14 protein-coding genes and 4 tRNA genes are annotated in these 16,505 nt (G+C 65.8%); 4 read left to right on the top strand and 14 right to left on the bottom strand.

The window, feature by feature from the left end; translation table 11 throughout:
- Positions 1-10: 10 nt before the first annotated feature.
- Positions 11-724, bottom strand: coding sequence for a septum site-determining protein MinC (gene minC, locus B9N72_RS09380; protein ID WP_085276143.1), 714 nt, complete (start codon positions 722-724; stop codon positions 11-13).
- 358 nt (positions 725-1,082) lie between these two features.
- Here minC and B9N72_RS09385 point away from each other — a divergent pair, with 358 nt between their 5' ends.
- Complete coding sequence (locus B9N72_RS09385) at positions 1,083-1,631, top strand: phasin family protein (RefSeq protein ID WP_085276144.1); 549 nt, start codon at positions 1,083-1,085, stop codon at positions 1,629-1,631.
- 216 nt (positions 1,632-1,847) lie between these two features.
- Here the strand turns inward: B9N72_RS09385 and B9N72_RS09390 are convergent, their stop codons facing one another.
- Positions 1,848-2,588: a 6-phosphogluconate dehydrogenase gene (locus B9N72_RS09390; RefSeq protein ID WP_085276145.1), complete on the bottom strand. Its 741-nt coding sequence runs from the start codon at positions 2,586-2,588 to the stop codon at positions 1,848-1,850.
- A gap of 450 nt (positions 2,589-3,038) precedes the next feature.
- Positions 3,039-3,572: an inorganic diphosphatase gene (ppa, locus tag B9N72_RS09395; protein WP_085276146.1), complete on the bottom strand. Its 534-nt coding sequence runs from the start codon at positions 3,570-3,572 to the stop codon at positions 3,039-3,041.
- A gap of 134 nt (positions 3,573-3,706) precedes the next feature.
- Between ppa and coq7 the strand changes: the two genes are divergently transcribed.
- A complete protein-coding gene (coq7, locus tag B9N72_RS09400) occupies positions 3,707-4,327 on the top strand; it encodes a 2-polyprenyl-3-methyl-6-methoxy-1,4-benzoquinone monooxygenase (protein WP_085276147.1) in 621 nt (206 codons plus the stop codon).
- A 67-nt stretch (positions 4,328-4,394) separates the two neighbouring features.
- Here the strand turns inward: coq7 and B9N72_RS09405 are convergent, their stop codons facing one another.
- The 5 genes from B9N72_RS09405 to B9N72_RS09425 form a co-directional block, all read right to left on the bottom strand.
- Positions 4,395-5,807, bottom strand: coding sequence for a sodium:proton antiporter (locus B9N72_RS09405; protein ID WP_085276148.1), 1,413 nt, complete (start codon positions 5,805-5,807; stop codon positions 4,395-4,397).
- Between the two features lie 241 nt (positions 5,808-6,048).
- Positions 6,049-6,123, bottom strand: a tRNA-Glu gene (locus tag B9N72_RS09410).
- 3 nt (positions 6,124-6,126) lie between these two features.
- A tRNA-Arg gene (locus B9N72_RS09415) sits at positions 6,127-6,203 on the bottom strand.
- A gap of 5 nt (positions 6,204-6,208) precedes the next feature.
- Positions 6,209-6,283, bottom strand: a tRNA-Glu gene (locus B9N72_RS09420).
- A 5-nt stretch (positions 6,284-6,288) separates the two neighbouring features.
- Positions 6,289-6,365, bottom strand: a tRNA-Arg gene (locus B9N72_RS09425).
- Between the two features lie 137 nt (positions 6,366-6,502).
- On the opposite strand from B9N72_RS09425, the gene B9N72_RS09430 reads away from it, so the two are divergent.
- Positions 6,503-7,777, top strand: a complete 1,275-nt coding sequence (locus tag B9N72_RS09430) for a Y-family DNA polymerase (protein WP_234985933.1) — start codon at positions 6,503-6,505, stop codon at positions 7,775-7,777.
- Between the two features lie 2 nt (positions 7,778-7,779).
- A complete protein-coding gene (locus B9N72_RS09435) occupies positions 7,780-9,210 on the top strand; it encodes an exonuclease domain-containing protein (protein ID WP_085276150.1) in 1,431 nt (476 codons plus the stop codon).
- A gap of 115 nt (positions 9,211-9,325) precedes the next feature.
- On the opposite strand, the gene B9N72_RS09440 is transcribed toward B9N72_RS09435, so the two are convergent.
- Genes B9N72_RS09440 through flhB form a run of 6 tightly spaced genes read right to left on the bottom strand, consistent with a single transcriptional unit; the run spans position 9,326 to position 16,432 of the window.
- Positions 9,326-10,075 carry a flagellar motor protein gene (locus B9N72_RS09440; RefSeq protein WP_085276151.1) on the bottom strand — a complete coding sequence of 250 codons (750 nt, stop codon included), beginning with the start codon at positions 10,073-10,075 and terminating at the stop codon, positions 9,326-9,328.
- Positions 10,076-10,123: 48 nt separating this feature from the next.
- Entirely contained in the window at positions 10,124-10,870 is a 747-nt protein-coding gene (locus tag B9N72_RS09445) for an RNA polymerase sigma factor FliA (protein WP_085276152.1), read from the bottom strand.
- Positions 10,867-11,730: a MinD/ParA family ATP-binding protein gene (locus tag B9N72_RS09450; protein ID WP_085276153.1), complete on the bottom strand. Its 864-nt coding sequence runs from the start codon at positions 11,728-11,730 to the stop codon at positions 10,867-10,869. The genes B9N72_RS09445 and B9N72_RS09450 overlap by 4 nt, the downstream gene beginning before the upstream one ends.
- A gap of 1 nt (position 11,731) precedes the next feature.
- A complete protein-coding gene (flhF, locus tag B9N72_RS09455; protein WP_085276154.1) occupies positions 11,732-13,168 on the bottom strand; it encodes a flagellar biosynthesis GTPase FlhF in 1,437 nt (478 codons plus the stop codon).
- Positions 13,169-13,174: 6 nt separating this feature from the next.
- Positions 13,175-15,259 carry a flagellar biosynthesis protein FlhA gene (flhA, locus tag B9N72_RS09460; protein ID WP_085276155.1) on the bottom strand — a complete coding sequence of 695 codons (2,085 nt, stop codon included), beginning with the start codon at positions 15,257-15,259 and terminating at the stop codon, positions 13,175-13,177.
- 6 nt (positions 15,260-15,265) lie between these two features.
- Complete coding sequence (gene flhB / locus B9N72_RS09465) at positions 15,266-16,432, bottom strand: flagellar biosynthesis protein FlhB (protein ID WP_085276156.1); 1,167 nt, start codon at positions 16,430-16,432, stop codon at positions 15,266-15,268.
- Between the last annotated feature and the right edge of the window lie 73 nt (positions 16,433-16,505).

Below are 16,505 nucleotides of genomic sequence, written 5' to 3' on the forward strand. Positions count from 1 at the left end.
GGAGTGTTCGTTATTCGCCGAGCGCGGTGATCACCAGGCGCTCGTTCTCGAGGAAGACTTGAGCCGGCTTGCCACGGATGCTGTCGGGCAGCGCCTGCTCGATGGTTCGATAGACGCCGGCGATCGACACCAGTTCAGCTTCCATGCATTGCGTGAAGATGCGCGCCGCGGTATTGCCGCGCGCGCCGGCCAGGGCGCGGCCGCGCAGCGGGGCGTAGACGTGGATGTTGCCGTCGGCGATCACTTCGGCGCCGGCGCTGACCATCGCCAGCACCACCAGATCGCCACCCTTGGCATAAATCTGCTGGCCCGCCCGGACCGGGCGGTCGATGATCATCGTCGGGGCGCAGGCAGGGCTTTCCGGTATCGATGCCGGGGCCGGTTCGCTGACCGCCGCCTTGCCGCCGGTGACCTGTCCGGCGATGTGGGCCAGCCCGAAGCGATGAGCCAGTTCCTCGTAGGCCGGGTCAGGATGGCGCAGCGCCACGGCGCGGAAGCCGTAGTGACCGAGCAGGGACAGCACGCGGTCGAGGGCGAGATCGGCGGGGTTGTCAAGCGCGGCCACGTCGAGCACCACGGCCTCGGCGGCGGAAGGCTTGGCGCGATTGCCAAAGCGGCTTTCCAGTGCCTGGGTCAGCTCGTCGAGTTGGTTGCTGCGCAGTACGAAGGCCAGCACGTCGAGGCTGGCCGATTTGATGTCGTAGGTGTTCGCCGTCTGGCTCATGTCGCTGTAATAATGCCTAAAGATAGATTTCTTCTATGAAGGCGAGTGTACTGGCTTGCGGCGGGGCTTTCAATGAAAGTCGCACGCTCTGGCCGACGTGCTGCCGTCATGGATTTGTAATGCCCACGTGTTGTGATATTGTCATGCCCTCACGCCCCGCTGCCGGGGTTTTTTGCCGCCTGGAGTGTTGCAAAAAACCCAACAGATTAGGGGCTTAGAATATTGTGCGATGCAACAAACCGGTTGACCGAAAGGCAGGCTTTGGTTAAAGTGTAATTGCTGCATCGCACAATGCGACAGAGGTACAGGGTTTGTTGCTGTTGTCGCTGGGTTACTTCCCAACTATTCAGGAGTCATTATGTTTACTACTACTCAAGAACTGACCGCTCTTGGACAGGCGCAATTCGATAAAGCTGTACGCCTGTCTTCCCTCTTGCTGGGCAGCGCCGAGCGTTTCGCCGCTCTGCAGTTCGATCTGAGCCGCAAGGTGCTGGCCGAGAACGCCCAGCTGTTCAAGACCCTGGTCGACATCAAGGATCCGAAGGCTCTGGTCGAGCTGCCGGCAGGTCTGGCTCAGCCGGCCCTGGACAAGGCCTTCGTTGCTGCCCGCAGCGTGTACGACGCCGCGGTGACCACCCAGGGTGAACTGACCGCCTTCGTCGAAGAGCAAGTTGCCGAGTCCAACAAGGCCGTGCTGTCCACCATCGACAAGCTGGCCAAGAACGCCCCGGCCGGTTCCGATGTTGCCGTCAGCGCGCTGAAGAACTTCGTGACCTCGTCCAACGCCGCCTTCGAAAGCGTGTCGCAGACCGCCAAGAAAGTCGGCACCGAACTGGCCGAAGCCGGTGTGCAGGCTGCAACCAAGTCCGCCAAGGTCGCTTCCGCTGCCGTTGCCAAGAAGGCCTGATCGGGCCGGCATCGAGCCGAAGCAAAAAAACCCGCCGCAAGGCGGGTTTTTTGATTGTTGACAAACCCCTTTTGCGAAGCGGAAGGGGTTTGTCGTGTAAACAGGAAGGCTGCGGCTTCAATAACGTATCGGGAGCGGCCGGCTTTGCCGGGTCCGCTAGAGTCTCGACAGGATGCGTTGTCCGCCGCCTGGAAACCCGCCGTAAGGCGGGTTTTTTTATGGGTGCGGCTGGCTGAGGGAGTCGAAGATGGCCTGCAGGGCGAGGCCTTGGCCCAGTGCCAGTTCGATCAGTTGGGCCAGGATCAGGGCATAGTGGCTTTGCTGGTAGGCCGGCAGGGCAAAGTGTGCCAGCAATTGCCAGGGATCGTGTGCGTCCTGCTGGGGCGGGTGCTGCGCCAGGTAGAGCTGGGACAGTTGCAACAGGTTGGTGGCCAGTTCTTTTTGCTGGCTGAAGAAATGGTTCCAGTCCGGTGGGCGCGGCGTTTCGCCGGGGGCGGTCCAGCCCGCCTGCAGCAGCAAGCCGAAGGCATAGCTCAGCGCCTCGAACACCGTTGCCACGAAATGGCCGCTGCCGGCGGGGCCGCAGTGCAGCCAGGCCCCCGGCAAGGGCGCCAGCGCATCCAGCACCGGCCTGGCGCCGTCCAGCGCCCGGTCCGAGCCGCCCACGAACAGGGCGAAGCCTTGCTGCACCCCGGGGGCTTGCCAGTTCGCCGCCACGTCGACGTAGCCCAGCCCGTGCTCCCGGCAGTTTCGCTCCCGGGTGGCACAGCTATCCGGAGTGGCGCGCTTCAGGTCCAGCAGCACGCCGCCGTACTGCAGCGCCTGCCCGTCGGCGGCAAAAGCGTGGGAAGCCGGCAGGGAGGGGAAGGGCTCAGCCGGCAAGCCGAACCCCTGCGCCGTCAGGCGGCGTCGAATCCATTCGAGGTAGGGCTCGTTACCGAGCGGGATGATTTGCATGCTTCTCAATACGTCAGGGCGCGAAGTCGAGGGTCGGCGTCCGGCGCGAGATGAACCCGCCCAGTGCCCTGCCAGGTTGTGGCTCCTTGCCATCTTCGACGTGTTTCGCGATCAGTTGCCCATTATCCACGTAGGGCCGGGCCAGCGAAAGCGGCAGAGAGCTGGTGCGGAGCCCCTCCCACTATAACTACCTCTTGCCGGAGAGAGAGGGGGCGGCGGTGAGTGCATCCTGTCTCACTTTAGCCGCGGCGACGGGAAGCGTGAGGTGTCGCCTGGCGCCGCTGCCGGCTGCGTGCGATGGGGGCGGTTCGGGGGGGGGGCTGCGCTAGCGGGGGTATCGTTGCCGACCGCGCTGTGGTGCCGGCGTCGCCGACACGTTGGCCGAAGCAGCCGGCGGAAACAAGAAAGCCGGCGATTCGCCGGCTTGCTTGTCGTTCATCAGGGGAGGACTCAGCCTTCCTGCTTGTAACGCTCGATGCCTTCCACCAGTTCCTTGGTGGCATCTTCGCGCGTGCCCCAGCCCTGGATCTTCACCCACTTGCCCGGCTCCAGGTCCTTGTAGTGCTCGAAGAAGTGCACCATCTGGTTGCGCAGCAGTTCCGGCAGGTCTTCCAGTTGCTGGATCGACTTGTACATCGGGCACAGTTTCTCGACCGGCACGGCCACCAGCTTGGCGTCCACGCCGCCGTCGTCTTCCATCTTGATCATGCCCAGAGCACGGCAGCGCACCAGCACGCCCGGCGGCAGCGGGAACGGGGTCACCACCAGCACGTCCACCGGATCGCCGTCGCCGGCCAGCGTTTGCGGTACGAAACCGTAGTTGGCCGGGTAGAACATCGAGGTGCCCATGAAACGGTCAACGCAGATGGCGCCGGAGTCCTTGTCGAACTCGTACTTGATCGGGGCGCTGTTGGCGGAGATTTCGATCACCACGTTGATGTCGTTGGGCATGTCCTTGCCGGGGGCGATGCGGTCGAGATTCATCTGAGAGGTCCTTTGGTTGAGCGTTGAACACATTTGCCGAATTATCCAGCGATTATAACAGCAAGCCGTCGTCGCTTGCGGGGCGCCAAGGTATAATCCAACGCTTCTTTTTGCTACAAGCGGGACGCCACACCATGCTGGACAAGCTGATCATCGAATTCGACAAGGGGGTGCGTACCCTGTTTGCCCCGGCCGCCAGCGCCCGTCCGCACCCGGATGCCGGCATGCCCGAAGCCGAGATGAGCGAGCAGGAAAAGCGCCACGCGCTGGGCCTGATGCGCGTCAACCACTGTGGCGAGGTGTGCGCCCAGGCCCTGTACCAGGGGCAGGCGCTGACCGCACGCAACGAGGGCGCGCGCGAGGCGCTCAAGCATGCCGCCTTCGAGGAAGTGGAGCACCTGGCCTGGACCGAGTGCCGCATCCGCGAGCTGGGCGGCCATCCCAGCGTGTTCAATCCGCTGTGGTATACCGGCTCGCTGGCCATCGGCGTAGCCGCCGGGCTGTTGGGCGACAAGTGGAACCTGGGCTTTCTGGAAGAGACCGAATACCAGGTCGAGGCGCACCTGAACGGCCACCTGAAAGACCTGCCGGAACAGGACGAAAAGAGCCGCGCCATCGTCAAGCAGATGCGCGACGACGAAGTGCGCCACGCCGAAATGGCGCACGAGCACGGCGCCGCCAAGCTGCCCCTGCCGGTGCGCGGCCTGATGAAACTGACTTCCAAGGTGATGACCTCGGCGAGCTACCGTCTGTAATGCCGTGGCGACGGCAAGGAAAAGCGGGCTGCCCTTGGGCAGCCCGTTTTGTTTGGTGCGGTGGCGTTCAGAAGAACAGCAGCGTCACCAGCAGGAACACCGGGATCAGGATGGCAACCGACCAGCCGATGTAGCCGAAGAACGACGGCATCGCCACGCCGCGCTCCTCGGCGATGGCCTTGACCATGAAGTTGGGGGCGTTGCCGATGTAGCTGTTGGCGCCCATGAACACCGCGCCGGCCGAGATTGCGGTCAGCGTCGGTGCCAGCGTGGTCATCAGCTGGCCAGGATCGCCGCCGGCCAGGTTGAAGAACACCAGATAGGTCGGGGCGTTGTCGAGGAAGCTCGACAGGGCGCCGGTCAGCCAGAAGTAGGCCGGGTTGAGCGGCATGCCGTTGCCGTCGTTGACCATGGCCACCAGATTGCCGAAGGCCCCGGCCGAGCCGGCCTTGAGCATCGCCAGTACCGGGATCATGGTAACGAAGATGCCGGCGAACAGCTTGGCCACCTCCAGCATCGGCCCCCAATTGAAGGCGTTGGCGGCGCGGCAGCGACCCGGCGTCAGCGCCAGCGACAGCGCCGCGACCCCCAGCAGCAGCACGTCGCGCACCACGCTCTGCAGCTCGACCTCCAGGCCGCCAACCGTCCAGTTGATGCCCGGCTTCCAGGTGCCGGATAACAACACCGCGCCGACGATCGCGCCCAGCAGCAACAGGTTGACGCTGCCTTCCAGGCGCAGCTTCGAATCCGGGGTCGGGTCTGCCAGCGGCGGCAGGTTTTCTTCCTTGTGGTAGTAGTGGCGGTCGAGCAGGTAGAACAGCATGAGCAGGATCACGCTGGCGAAGGTCATCAGCGGCAGCTGGTGCTGCAGGGTCCAGCCGAAGCTGACGCCCTTGAGGAAGCCCAGGAACAGCGGCGGGTCGCCCAGTGGCGTGAGCGAGCCGCCGATGTTGGCGACCAGGAAGATGAAAAACACCACAACGTGGGTTTTGTGGCGGCGGTTGTCGTTGGCGCGCAACAGCGGGCGGATCAGCAGCATCGAGGCGCCGGTGGTGCCGGTGAAGCTGGCCAGCACAGTGCCAATCCCGAGGAACGTGGTGTTCACCAGCGGCGAGCCGTGCAGGTTGCCGCGCAGGTAGATGCCGCCCGCCACGGTGAACAGCGCCACCAGCAGGATGATGAACGGCAGGTATTCCAGCAGCAGCGTGTGCAGCAGTTCATGACCGGTAGCGCCGCTACCGTGCTGCAGCGCGAACGGCACGATGAACAGCAGTGCCCAGCCGGTGGCGATCTTGCCGAAGTGGTGGTGCCACAGGCCCGGGGTCAGTAGCGGCAGGATGGCGATCGATAGCAGCAGGCCGGCGAAAGGCAGGGCCCAGGCGGCGGTGAGTTCGGCGCCGTTGAGGCCGGCATGGGCAGCGAGCGGCAGCGCCCCCAGCAGCCAGGCCAGTGCCCCTCTGCGGGTGAGCAGTGAAAGCATGGATGAGCCCCTCGGTTTTTATCGGTGTTGTTCTGGCGACAAGGACGGCCAGTGTAGCAGGGCGAACGGCGGGCGTGACCAGCCAGCATGGCGTGGGCATGGCCTGAGAGGCTTGCTCGGAAGGAGTGGCGATGTCGCGTTAGCGGGGCTTGGCATGTGCCGGCGTGTTTGGCGGAGACAAGGAAGATCAGAAGCGGAAAAACAAAAAGCACCAGCGAGGCTGGTGCTTTTTGAAGAACCCTGGCGTCCCCACGGGGAATCGAACCCCGGTTACCGCCGTGAAAGGGCGATGTCCTAACCGCTAGACGATGGAGACAGCTGGCGCACCCGGAGCGATTCGAACGCCCGACCCTCTGGTTCGTAGCCAGATACTCTATCCAACTGAGCTACGGGTGCGTTGTTGGCGTCCCCACGGGGAATCGAACCCCGGTTACCGCCGTGAAAGGGCGATGTCCTAACCGCTAGACGATGGAGACGTTGCTGGCGCACCCGGAGCGATTCGAACGCCCGACCCTCTGGTTCGTAGCCAGATACTCTATCCAACTGAGCTACGGGTGCGCTGTTTCTCTTCTGACGCTGGCGTCTTTCGAGAGAGGCGGATTCTATAGAGGCTGATTTCGGCTGTCAAGCGTCGTTGGGCATTTTGTGTGCGAGCCAGTACAATGAACGCAGCCCCATGCCGCGCTGATTCCGCCATGACCTCCTGTTTTGCGCAAGTCGATTGCAACAATTTCTACGCTGCCTGCGAGCGGGTATTCAACCCGGCGCTGGCTGGCCGGCCCGTGGTCGTGTTGTCCAACAACGACGGCTGCGTGGTGTCGCGTTCGGCCGAGGCCAAGCGGCTTGGCGTGCCGATGGGGGCTCCGTATTTCACACTCCAGGGGCAGCTGGAGCGGCAGGGGGTGGCGGTGTTTTCCTCCAACTACGCCTTGTACGGCGACCTCTCCAACCGCGCGATGCGGCTCCTGGCCGGCTACGCGCGGGCGCAAGAGGTCTATTCGATCGACGAGTGCTTCCTCGACCTGAGCGGCGAAGCCGAGCCGCTGAGGCTGGCGCGGCGCCTGCGCGACGCGCTGATGCAGGGACTCGGGCTGCCGGCCTGCGTCGGCCTTGGCCCGTCCAAGACCCTGGCCAAGCTCGCCAACCACCTGGCCAAGCAGGAGGCGGCCCTGGAAGGGGTGCTCGACCTGGGCTCGCTCGACGTAACGGCGCTGTTGCAGCGGCTGGAGCCGGTGGCGGTGGAGGAGGTGTGGGGCATCGGCCGTCGTCTCGGCGAGCGACTGCGCCTGGCGGGGATCGGCAACGCGCGGCAGTTGGCCGAAACCGAGCGCGACTGGCTGCAGCGGCGCTTCGGGCTGGTGACGGCGCGCATCGCCGACGAACTGCGCGGCGTCTCCTGCCTGGCGCTGGAGTCGCTGCTGGAGCCCCGCCGCTCGGTGATGTCGACACGCTCGTTCGGGCGCAAGGTGACGGCGCTGGCCGAGTTGCAGGAGGCGGCGGCGATGCACGCCAGCCGGGTCGCCGAGCGTCTGCGCCGCCAGGGTTCGCTGGCGCATTTCCTGCGTGTGGGGATACGCTCCGGCGCACCGGGCTGGGCGCGCGGGGGCGATGCCAGCGAAACCGTGGCGCTGTTGCCGCCGTCCAACGATAGCCGGGTGTTGGCACGCGCGGCGCAGCAGGCCGTGGCACGCTTGTGGCAGCGCGGCGTGCGTTATCACAAGGCCGGGGTGATGGCGTTCGAACTGGTCGACGCGGGACAGGTGCAGGCCGACCTCTTTGCCGGCGATCCGCTCGACGCCAAGAGTGCGCGTCTGATGCAGGCCATGGACGCCATCAACCAGCGCATGGGGCGCGGCACCGTGCGCTTGTTGGCCGAAGGCACGAAGCAGCCCTGGCGCATGAAACAAGACCATCTTTCTCCCTGTTACACCACCCGCTGGGACGATATCCCGGTGGTGAAAGCGAATTGAGCATGCTGTTTGAGCAACCCTGCGCCATCGTCGACCTCGAGACGACCGGCGGCCACATCACCCGCGACCGCATCACCGAGATCGGCATCCTGCTGATCGACGGCGAGCGCATCGAGCGTTACGAGACGCTGGTCAATCCGGGCCAGCCGATCCCGCCCTTCATCGAGAACATGACCGGCATTTCCGACGCCATGGTGGCCGAGGCGCCGCCGTTCGCCGCGCTGGTCGAGACGTTGCTGGAAAAGCTGCAGGGCCGCCTGCTGCTGGCGCACAACGCGCGCTTCGACTACGGCTTCCTGAAGAACGAGTTCAAGCGCGCCGGGCACCCCTTCCAGAGCGAGGTGCTGTGCACCGTCAAGCTGTCGCGCCGGCTCTACCCGCAGCATTTCAAGCACAGTCTCGACAGCCTGATCGCGCGTCATGGCATCGTGCTGGCGGATCGCCACCGCGCCATGGCCGACGCCTTGGCGGTGTACCACTTCATCGAGGCGGCGACGACCGAGCTGGGGCCGGAAGCGGTGCAGGAGGCGGCAACGGCGCTGCTGGCGCCGACCGCCCTGCCGCCGGGGCTGGACCCGGAGCTGCTCGACAGCCTGCCGGACGTGCCCGGCGTGTACTTGTTGCAGGGCGACGACGGGCTGCCCTTGTACGTCGGCCGCGGCGCCAACCTGCGCCGCCAGGTGCTGGCTCATTTCTACGCCGACAAGGCGCACGGCAAGACACTGCACATCGCCGAGCCGATCCGCCGCGTGGAGTGGCGCGAGACACTGGGCGAGTTCGGCGCCATGCTGCTGGAGCTGCAATGGATCCGCGCCCATCGTCCGCGCCACAACCGGCGCGGTGGAACCGGCGACGAATTGTGCTCGATCCAGCTGGGCGAGGGCGCGGACGGCTTCGTGCGGCCGCGCATCGTGCTGGCGCACGAACTCGACTTCAGCCGCACCGCCGATCTGTACGGCCTGTTCCGCCATCCGCGCGAGGCGCGCAAGATGTTGCAGGACATGGCGCGCGCTCAGGGGCTGTGCCAGGCCGTGCTGGGGGTGGAGCAGGTGACCAGCCGCAAGGGGACGCCGTGCGGCGGCTTCCAGGCCGGGCTGTGCCGCGGCGCCTGCATCGGCCGCGAACCGGCGATGCAGCACAACACGCGGCTGATGTCGGCGCTGTCGCGGGTGCGGGTGAAGAACTGGCCGTTTCCCGGCGCGGTGGCGGTGGTGGAGTGGGACGAGGTGACCGGCGAGCGCGTCGAGCACGTGTTCGACCGCTGGTGCTACCTGGGGACGCGCCATGCCGCCAGCGAGACGCTGGAGGGGCTGCCGAGCTTCGATCTCGACAGCTACAAGTTGTTCAGCGCCTATCTCAAGAAGCCGACGCCGTCGAGCGAGCTGCGCTTGCTCGATGAGGGCGAGATGGTGTTCGCCGGGGTGATCGACTGATCCCGGTCTGCCCGGGACCGGGCTGGGGCGTGCCCTGACGGGCGGGGCTGCCCCTCTTCAACGGCGTTTTGGGGAGAAGGTTGCTTGCCGAGCCGCTTCGGCCAACCTTGACGGCTCAGTCGTGCATGGCGAGGAAGCCGCGCAGCCGGTTCTCGATGATGCGCGGGTTCTCGCCGTGGCCGATGGCGACCAGCCCTTCGACGATCAGCTCGCGCATCGCCACCTCGGCTGCCACCAGGTTCTTCAGCTTGTTGGCGATCGGCAGGAACAGCAGGTTGGCCGAACCGACGCCGTAGATGGTAGCGACGAAGGCCACGGCGATGCCGGAGCCCAGCTTGGACGGGTCGGAGAGGTTCTCCATGACGTGGATCAGCCCCAGCACCGCGCCCAGGATGCCCATGGTGGGGGCGTAGCCGCCGGCCGATTCCCAGATGCGCGTGGACTGGCGGCGCGCGTGCTCGAACATCGAAATCTCCACTTCCATCACCGAGCGCAGCGTCTCCGGCTCGGTGCCGTCCACCAGCATCTGCAGCGCCTTGCGGTGGAACGGGTCCTGCTGCTGGGCGACGTAACCCTCCAGTGACAGCAGGCCGCCCTTGCGCGCGCTCTGGCTCCAGTGGATGACGTCACGGATGGTCTTCTCATGATCGAACTGGGGCGGCTGGAATACCCAGCGCGCCATGCGCAGCCCGGTCACAAACTGCTTCGGGGTGCTTTGCAGCATGACGGCGCTGGCGGTGCCGCCGATGACGATCATGAATGCGGTCAACTGGAACAGCGAGCCGATATGCCCGCCTTCCAGCGCCTGGCCGACGATGATGGCGGCCAGCCCCCCGATGATGGCGATGATGCTGATCTTGTCCAAAACGGTGTTCCGTTGTTGTGGTTGTTATGCTGGCGCCCTGGATGCTGGTTACAGCCATTCCCTGAGTTTGCTCCGCACGCGGGCGATGGCCTGGCTGTGCAACTGGCTGACGCGTGACTCGGAGACGCCGAGCACCGCGCCGATTTCCTTCAGGTTGAGCTCCTGCTCGTAATACAGCGCCATCACCAGCTGGTCGCGTTCGGGCAGTGCCTTGATGGCGTCCACCAGGGCGCCGCGGAAATCGCCGTCGGCGAGGCTGGCGAACGGATCGACGGCGTTGTCGTCCGCCACGTTGGCCACCGCTGCTTCGGCGCCGGTGCCGTCATCGTCGTCAAAGTCGCTGAAATGCTGCAGCGAAACGCCCTTGCACTCGCTCAGCATGGCCTGGTATTCGGCCAGCGGCAGACCCAGGAAGTCGGCGATTTCCGACTCCTGCGGCGGGCGTCCTTCGCGCTGCTCCAACTGGTGGATGGCGTCCTCGATCTGTTTGGAGTGGCGTCGTGCCTGGCGCGGCAGCCAGTCCTCGCGCCGCAGCTCGTCCAGCATCGCGCCACGGATGCGCTGACTGGCGAAGGTCTCGAATTGCACTCCCTGAGTTGGGTCGAACTGGCGTGCCGCCTCGATCAGGCCGATGATGCCGACCTGGACCAGGTCGTCCAGTTCGACCGAGGCCGGCAGCCTGGCAATCAGCAGTTTGGCGATCTTCTTGACCAGCGGGGCGTGAAGCTCGACGTCGATGTCACCGTGGAGCGCGCGGCTGCTATACGCCCTGCATTTCAACGACGGCAGGGTCATCGTGTCCTTCCTCCCTCGGCCCAGTCACGCGAGGCCGCGATCAGTACGTCCATGAAGCCGGCCTCCGGGCGCGTGACTTCGGGTGAGTGCCATTGCGGCAGCATGGCGGCCAGCTGGGAAAAGGCGATGGCCGATTCGCTGTCGGGAAAGGCCTCCATCAGCGGCCGGTGCAGGCTGCGGCTGCGTTTCACCGCGCTGTCCTGCGGCACGAAGCCGACCCAGCGCAGCGCCACGTTGAGAAACTCGCCGGTCACGCTCGACAGCCGCTGGAACAGCTCGCGCGCCTCTTCCAGGTGGCGTACGCGGTTGACCAGCACGTTGAAGCGCTGGCGGCCGTACTGCGTCGCCAGGCGCTTGATGATGGCGTAGGCCATGGTCAGGGCTTCCGGCGCCGGGGTCAGTACCAGCACCAGGTTGTCGGCCACGCTGGCCGGCACCGGGTCGTGCGCCGGGTTGGGCACATCCACCAGCAGCATGTGGCTGTCGCGCTCCAGCGAGCCGAATTCGCTGCCCAGCCGCAGCCATAGCTGGGCGGAAAAGCGCGCGCGGTCTTCCGGACGCGCGTACAGGTTGAGCAGGCTCACGCCATGGCGCGACTGCGTCATCATGGTGTCGAGTCCGCCCGGTCCGACGATCTGTGTCTCCAGCGTGGCCGTGGTCGGCACACCGAGCTGGCGCGCTAGCTGCTGTCCCGCCTGGCAGTCGATCAGCAGCGGCCGGCAGCCGGCCCAGGCGAGTCCGGTGCCGAGTCCGGCTACCAGCGTGCTGACCCCGCTGCCTGCGGCACCGACAAAGGCGAAGCTGGGGGCGCGCACCGGCTGGGCGGCGAGACGGCGCAGACTGGCGGCCTGATCCTGCATGTCACAACCAACCGGCCTGGGCCGCGTTCATGATCGGCAGCTCGTCGCCCTGCAGCGCGAACGGCGAGTTCAGGTGCGGGGAGCGCATGGCGCGGTCGATCAGGAAGGCGGCGTTGGCCAGGTGCAGGTCTTCCGGCACGCGCTGGCCGTTGGTGATGTAGAACATCTTGAGCCGGTTGCGGATGATTACGTCCAGACTCGGACCCGTTGCCACGCTCTCGTCGATCTTGGAGAGGATGCAGCCAGCCAGACCGTGGCCGCGGTAATGGCGCACCACGTCTTCCAGGGTGTGGCCGTCGGCGTTGGCCGCCATCAGCAGGATGCGCTGGATTTCCCGTCCGGCGCCGTCGAACATCTGGGTCTGGGCGGCGACGCGCGCATCGCGCTGGCCCATGCCGACGGTGTCGATGAACACGATGTGGCGCGAGGCCAGGTCGGCCAGCGTCAGCTGTAGCTCGGATTCGTTCTGGATCGAGTACACCGGCACGCCGAGAATCTTGCCGTAGATGCGCAGCTGGTCCTGGGCGCCGATCCGGTAGCTGTCGGTGGTGATCAGCGCCACGTGCTGCGCACCGAATTTCATCGTGGCACGCGCCGCCAGCTTGGCTACCGTGGTGGTCTTGCCGACGCCGGTGGGGCCGACCAGCGCGTAGATGCCGCCGCATTCCATCACGTCGCGGTCGGCGTCGGCGCACTTGAGATTGTGCATCAGCGCCGAGCGCGCCCATTTCAGCGTCACCTCGCCTTGATACTGCGCCGGCATCTTGTCGATCAGCTGGCGGATCAGCGTGGCGCTCAGGCCCACCGAGAGCAGGTGCTTGAACAGCTCGATGCGGTTGGGCGCGCGCTCTTCCATGTCCGACCAGGCGAAGCTCGCCAGCTGGCTTTGCAGCAGGCTGCGCAGCAGCTTGATCTCTTCGCCGATGTGTTTGAGTTCCTGCGATACCTCTTCCGGTTCCTCGGCCGGCGCGGGAGCCGGCTTCGCCTGAGGCGGCGTCGCCGCGGAAGCGGCCGGCAGCGGCGGCGCCGGGGCAGGCGTCGGAGCAGCCGCGGCGGGCGGCGGTGACGGGGGCAACGTCTCGCGCCGTGGCGGGAAGGCGGCGCTGGCGGCGAGCTGGGCGGGGGTTGGCGCGGCGGTGGGGGCGGGGGCGTCCAGCGGTTCTACCGGCAGCGCGTAGGTGCGCGCCAGGGCGCGGTTGACGGCGCCGCCGGGTGCCGGGGCGACCGGCGCCGGCACGTGGCGCGGCGGATGCTTGCTGGTCGAGGTGGACAGGGTGGTCGCCAGGTTGGCGACGTCGGCATCGGCCACGGCCATGATTTCCACCCCGCCGCCCATGGTCGGGCGGTTGGACAGAATGAGCGCGTCGGCGCCCAGCTCCTCACGGACCTGTCTGAGCGCATCGCGCGTGGTTTTGCCGAAGAACTTTTTGACCACCATCTACAGTTAGCCTTTGCTGCCCCCGATGACTGCAATTATACGAATGGATTTATTGTCCGGTATTTCATTATGCGAGATCACGCGCAACTGTGGGAGAGCCCGTCGCAAAAAACGCGCCAGCAGCGGGCGCAGCCCCGGCGGGGTGAGCAGCACCGGATTGTAGCCCTGGTTCTCCATCTGCTCCGATTGCTGCGCGGCGCTGGCCAGCAGGTTTTCGGCGAGACCGGGCTCCAGCCCGCCACCGGCCTTGGACTGCACCGCCTGCAGCAGCACGTTCTCCAGCGCCGGATCGAGCGTCATCAGCGGCAGCTCCGCCTCGCCCGGGAACAGCTGCTGGATGATCACGCGCGACAGCGCGGTGCGCACCGCCGCGGTCAGTTCGTCGACGTCCTGCGTCACGCCGACGTGGTCGGCCAGCGTCTCGAGGATGGTGCGGAAGTCGCGGATGTGGATGCCGTCGGTCAGCAGGTGCTGCAGCACCTTCTGCAGCGTGGCCACCGACACCACCTTGGGCACCAGGTCCTCGATCAGCTTCGGCGATTCCTTGGCCTGGTGGCTGATCAGCGCCTGCACTTCCTCGCGGCCCAACAGTTCGGCGGCGTGGGTGTTGAGCAGGTTGGAGAGGTGGGTGGCGACCACGGTGCTGGCGTCGACCACGGTGTAGCCCAGCGTCTGCGCCTCGTCGCGCTTGCCGCCGTCGATCCATACGGCGGGCAGGCCGAAGGCCGGGTCGGTGGTGGCCTGTCCCTTCAGCTCGCCGCTGACCCGCCCCGGGTTGATGGCGAGGAACTGCCCGATGTAGGCCTCGCCGCTGCCGATCTCCACCCCCTTCATCAGGATGCGGTAGGCGTTCGGCTTGATCTCCAGGTTGTCGCGGATGTGCACCGCCGGCACCAGGAAGCCCAGCTCCTGGGCGATCTTCTTGCGGATGCCGCGGATGCGGCGCAGCAGCTCGCCGTCCTGGTTGCGGTCGACCAGCGGGATCAGCCGGTAGCCGACCTCGAGCCCCAACTGGTCGACGTGCTGCACGTCGTTCCAGCTGACTTCGGCCATCTGCTGTTCGCCCGGAGGCGGTGGGGCGGCCTTGGCCAGCTGCGCCTGCCGTTCGCTCTCGCGCTGGCGCTTTTCCATCAGCCAGCCCAGTCCGCCCAACACACTGGCGATCAGCAGGAAGGCGAAGTGCGGCATGTTGGGGATCATGCCGATCAGGCCGATCACCGCGGCGGTGATGTACAGCACCGAGGGCTTGGTGAACAGCTGGCCGAGGAACTGCTCGGACATGTCCTTTTCGGTGCCGACGCGCGACACCACGATGCCGGCGGCGGTGGAGATGATCAGGCCGGGGATCTGCGCCACCAGGCCGTCGCCGATGGTCAGCAGGGTGTAGCTTTCGGCCGCCTGGCTGATCGGCAGGTCGTGCTGCACCACGCCGACGATCAGGCCGCCGACGATGTTGATCAGGATGATCATGATGCCGGCCATGGCGTCGCCGCGCACGAACTTCGAGGCACCGTCCATGGCGCCGAAGAAGTTGGCTTCCTCGGCAATGGTGGCGCGGCGCTTGCGCGCGTCTTCCTCGCCGATCAGGCCGGCGTTGAGGTCGGCATCGATCGCCATCTGCTTGCCGGGCATGGCGTCGAGCGTGAAGCGGGCGCTCACTTCGGCGATACGGCCGGCACCCTTGGTGATCACCACGAAGTTGATGATGGTCAGGATCACGAACACCACCACGCCGATGGCGACGTTGCCGCCGACCAGGAAATGGGAGAACGATTCGATCACCTTGCCGGCGGCGTCGGGCCCGGTATGGCCCTGCAGCAGGATCACCCGGCTGGAGGCGACGTTGAGCGACAGCCGCAGCAGCGTGGTGACCAGCAGCACCGACGGGAAGGCGGAAAAATCCAGCGGCTGGCGCACGTTGATGCCGACCAGCAACACGATCACCGACACCGCGATATTGAAGGTGAAGAAGATGTCGAGGATGACCGGCGGCAACGGCAACACCATCATCGTCAGAATGAGGATGATCAGGACCGGGCCCGCCAGGCGGGTCAGGTTGAAGCGTTTCAGTTGCTCGAGAATAGTATCCATGCCCGCTTAAGGGTTAGCTGTCGGCGCCGCATCTTGCTGGCGTTTGCTTTCCGGGTCAAGGTCGGCGGGGACCTCGACGCTCTCGGGGTAGACCGGGGCCAGCCCGCCGTTGTATTCGTACAGCTTGAGCTGGTAGACGTAGGCGAGAATCTGCGCCGCCGCGCCGTACAGCCGGGAGGGCACCTCTTCGCCCAGCTCGGCGTGGAAATACAGCGCGCGGGCGAAGCTGGGTACGCGCATCACGGTGACGCGGTGCTCGCGGCCGGTCTCGATGATCTTTTCGGCCAACTTGAGGCGGCCCTTGGCGATCACTTGCGGTGCGCGCATGCCCTCGGTGTACTTGAGGGCGACGGCGTAGTGGGTCGGGTTGGTCACGATCACGTTGGCCGAAGGAATCTCCTGCATCATGCGCCGTTGCGCGGCCTGGCGCTGCAACTGGCGGATACGTCCCTTCACTTCCGGCGAGCCTTCCTGTTCCTTGTATTCCTGCTTGACCTCTTCCTTGGTCATGCGCAGCTGCTTGTGGTAGTTCCAGATCTGGAACGGGACATCCACCACGACCAGCAGCAACATGGCGCCGACTACCAGCAGGAAGGTATGGAAGGTCAGCTGCATCATCTTGCCCAGCGCCGTCTCCAGCGGCATCGAGATCAGCCCGATCAGCTCGGCGCGCTCGTTCCAGATCACCCAGGTGGCGACGCCGCCGATCACCACGCTCTTCAGGATGGCCTTGAGCGCCTCGGTCAGCGCGCTGAGCGAGAACATGCGCTTGATGCCGTGGGCCGGGTTGAGTTTGGAGAGCTTCGGTTCGATGCCCTTGAAGGTCAGGTTCCAGCCGCCGACCAGGAGCGGGGCGGCCACCGCCACCAGTGCCAGCCCGCCGAACAGAGGCAGGAGTTGCAGCAAGGTGTCGATCAGGGATTCTTTAAAGCGCAGCAGGACCGGTTCGGTGTGCTGCACCATGTCGTGGTCGAAGGTGAACAGCCGGCGCATCAGCTGTATGACGAAGTCGCCCAGGCGCTCGCCCATCGCCATCAGCAGTGCCACGCCGGTCATGGTCACGGCAAACGTCGACAGCTCGCGCGAGCGCGGGATGTTGCCTTCCTCGCGCGCCTGCTGCAGGCGCCGTCCGGTCGCGGCTTCTGTTCGTTCGAGGTCGGAATCTTCTGCCATGGTGGCGTTATCGCTGCATCGTCATCTGGGGTGGGGGCGGCAGCCGCTAGCCTACCATGATTTGGGCATTTTC

This window comes from Pseudogulbenkiania subflava DSM 22618 (assembly GCF_900177275.1).
Lineage (GTDB): Bacteria > Pseudomonadota > Gammaproteobacteria > Burkholderiales > Chromobacteriaceae > Pseudogulbenkiania > Pseudogulbenkiania subflava.

Excerpts from the sequence above, each read along its gene's own strand:
- flhF (WP_085276154.1), bottom strand. The coding sequence starts at position 13,168 with ATGGTGGTCAAAAAGTTCTTCGGCAAAACCACGCGCGATGCGCTCAGA.
- ppa (WP_085276146.1), bottom strand. The coding sequence starts at position 3,572 with ATGAATCTCGACCGCATCGCCCCCGGCAAGGACATGCCCAACGACATC.
- B9N72_RS09445 (WP_085276152.1), bottom strand. The coding sequence starts at position 10,870 with ATGACCCTGCCGTCGTTGAAATGCAGGGCGTATAGCAGCCGCGCGCTC.
- coq7 (WP_085276147.1), top strand. The coding sequence starts at position 3,707 with ATGCTGGACAAGCTGATCATCGAATTCGACAAGGGGGTGCGTACCCTG.
- B9N72_RS09390 (WP_085276145.1), bottom strand. The coding sequence starts at position 2,588 with ATGCAAATCATCCCGCTCGGTAACGAGCCCTACCTCGAATGGATTCGA.
- minC (WP_085276143.1), bottom strand. The coding sequence starts at position 724 with ATGAGCCAGACGGCGAACACCTACGACATCAAATCGGCCAGCCTCGAC.
- B9N72_RS09405 (WP_085276148.1), bottom strand. The coding sequence starts at position 5,807 with ATGCTTTCACTGCTCACCCGCAGAGGGGCACTGGCCTGGCTGCTGGGG.
- B9N72_RS09385 (WP_085276144.1), top strand. The coding sequence starts at position 1,083 with ATGTTTACTACTACTCAAGAACTGACCGCTCTTGGACAGGCGCAATTC.
- B9N72_RS09430 (WP_234985933.1), top strand. The coding sequence starts at position 6,503 with ATGACCTCCTGTTTTGCGCAAGTCGATTGCAACAATTTCTACGCTGCC.
- flhB (WP_085276156.1), bottom strand. The coding sequence starts at position 16,432 with ATGGCAGAAGATTCCGACCTCGAACGAACAGAAGCCGCGACCGGACGG.
- flhA (WP_085276155.1), bottom strand. The coding sequence starts at position 15,259 with ATGGATACTATTCTCGAGCAACTGAAACGCTTCAACCTGACCCGCCTG.
- B9N72_RS09435 (WP_085276150.1), top strand. The coding sequence starts at position 7,780 with ATGCTGTTTGAGCAACCCTGCGCCATCGTCGACCTCGAGACGACCGGC.
- B9N72_RS09450 (WP_085276153.1), bottom strand. The coding sequence starts at position 11,730 with ATGCAGGATCAGGCCGCCAGTCTGCGCCGTCTCGCCGCCCAGCCGGTG.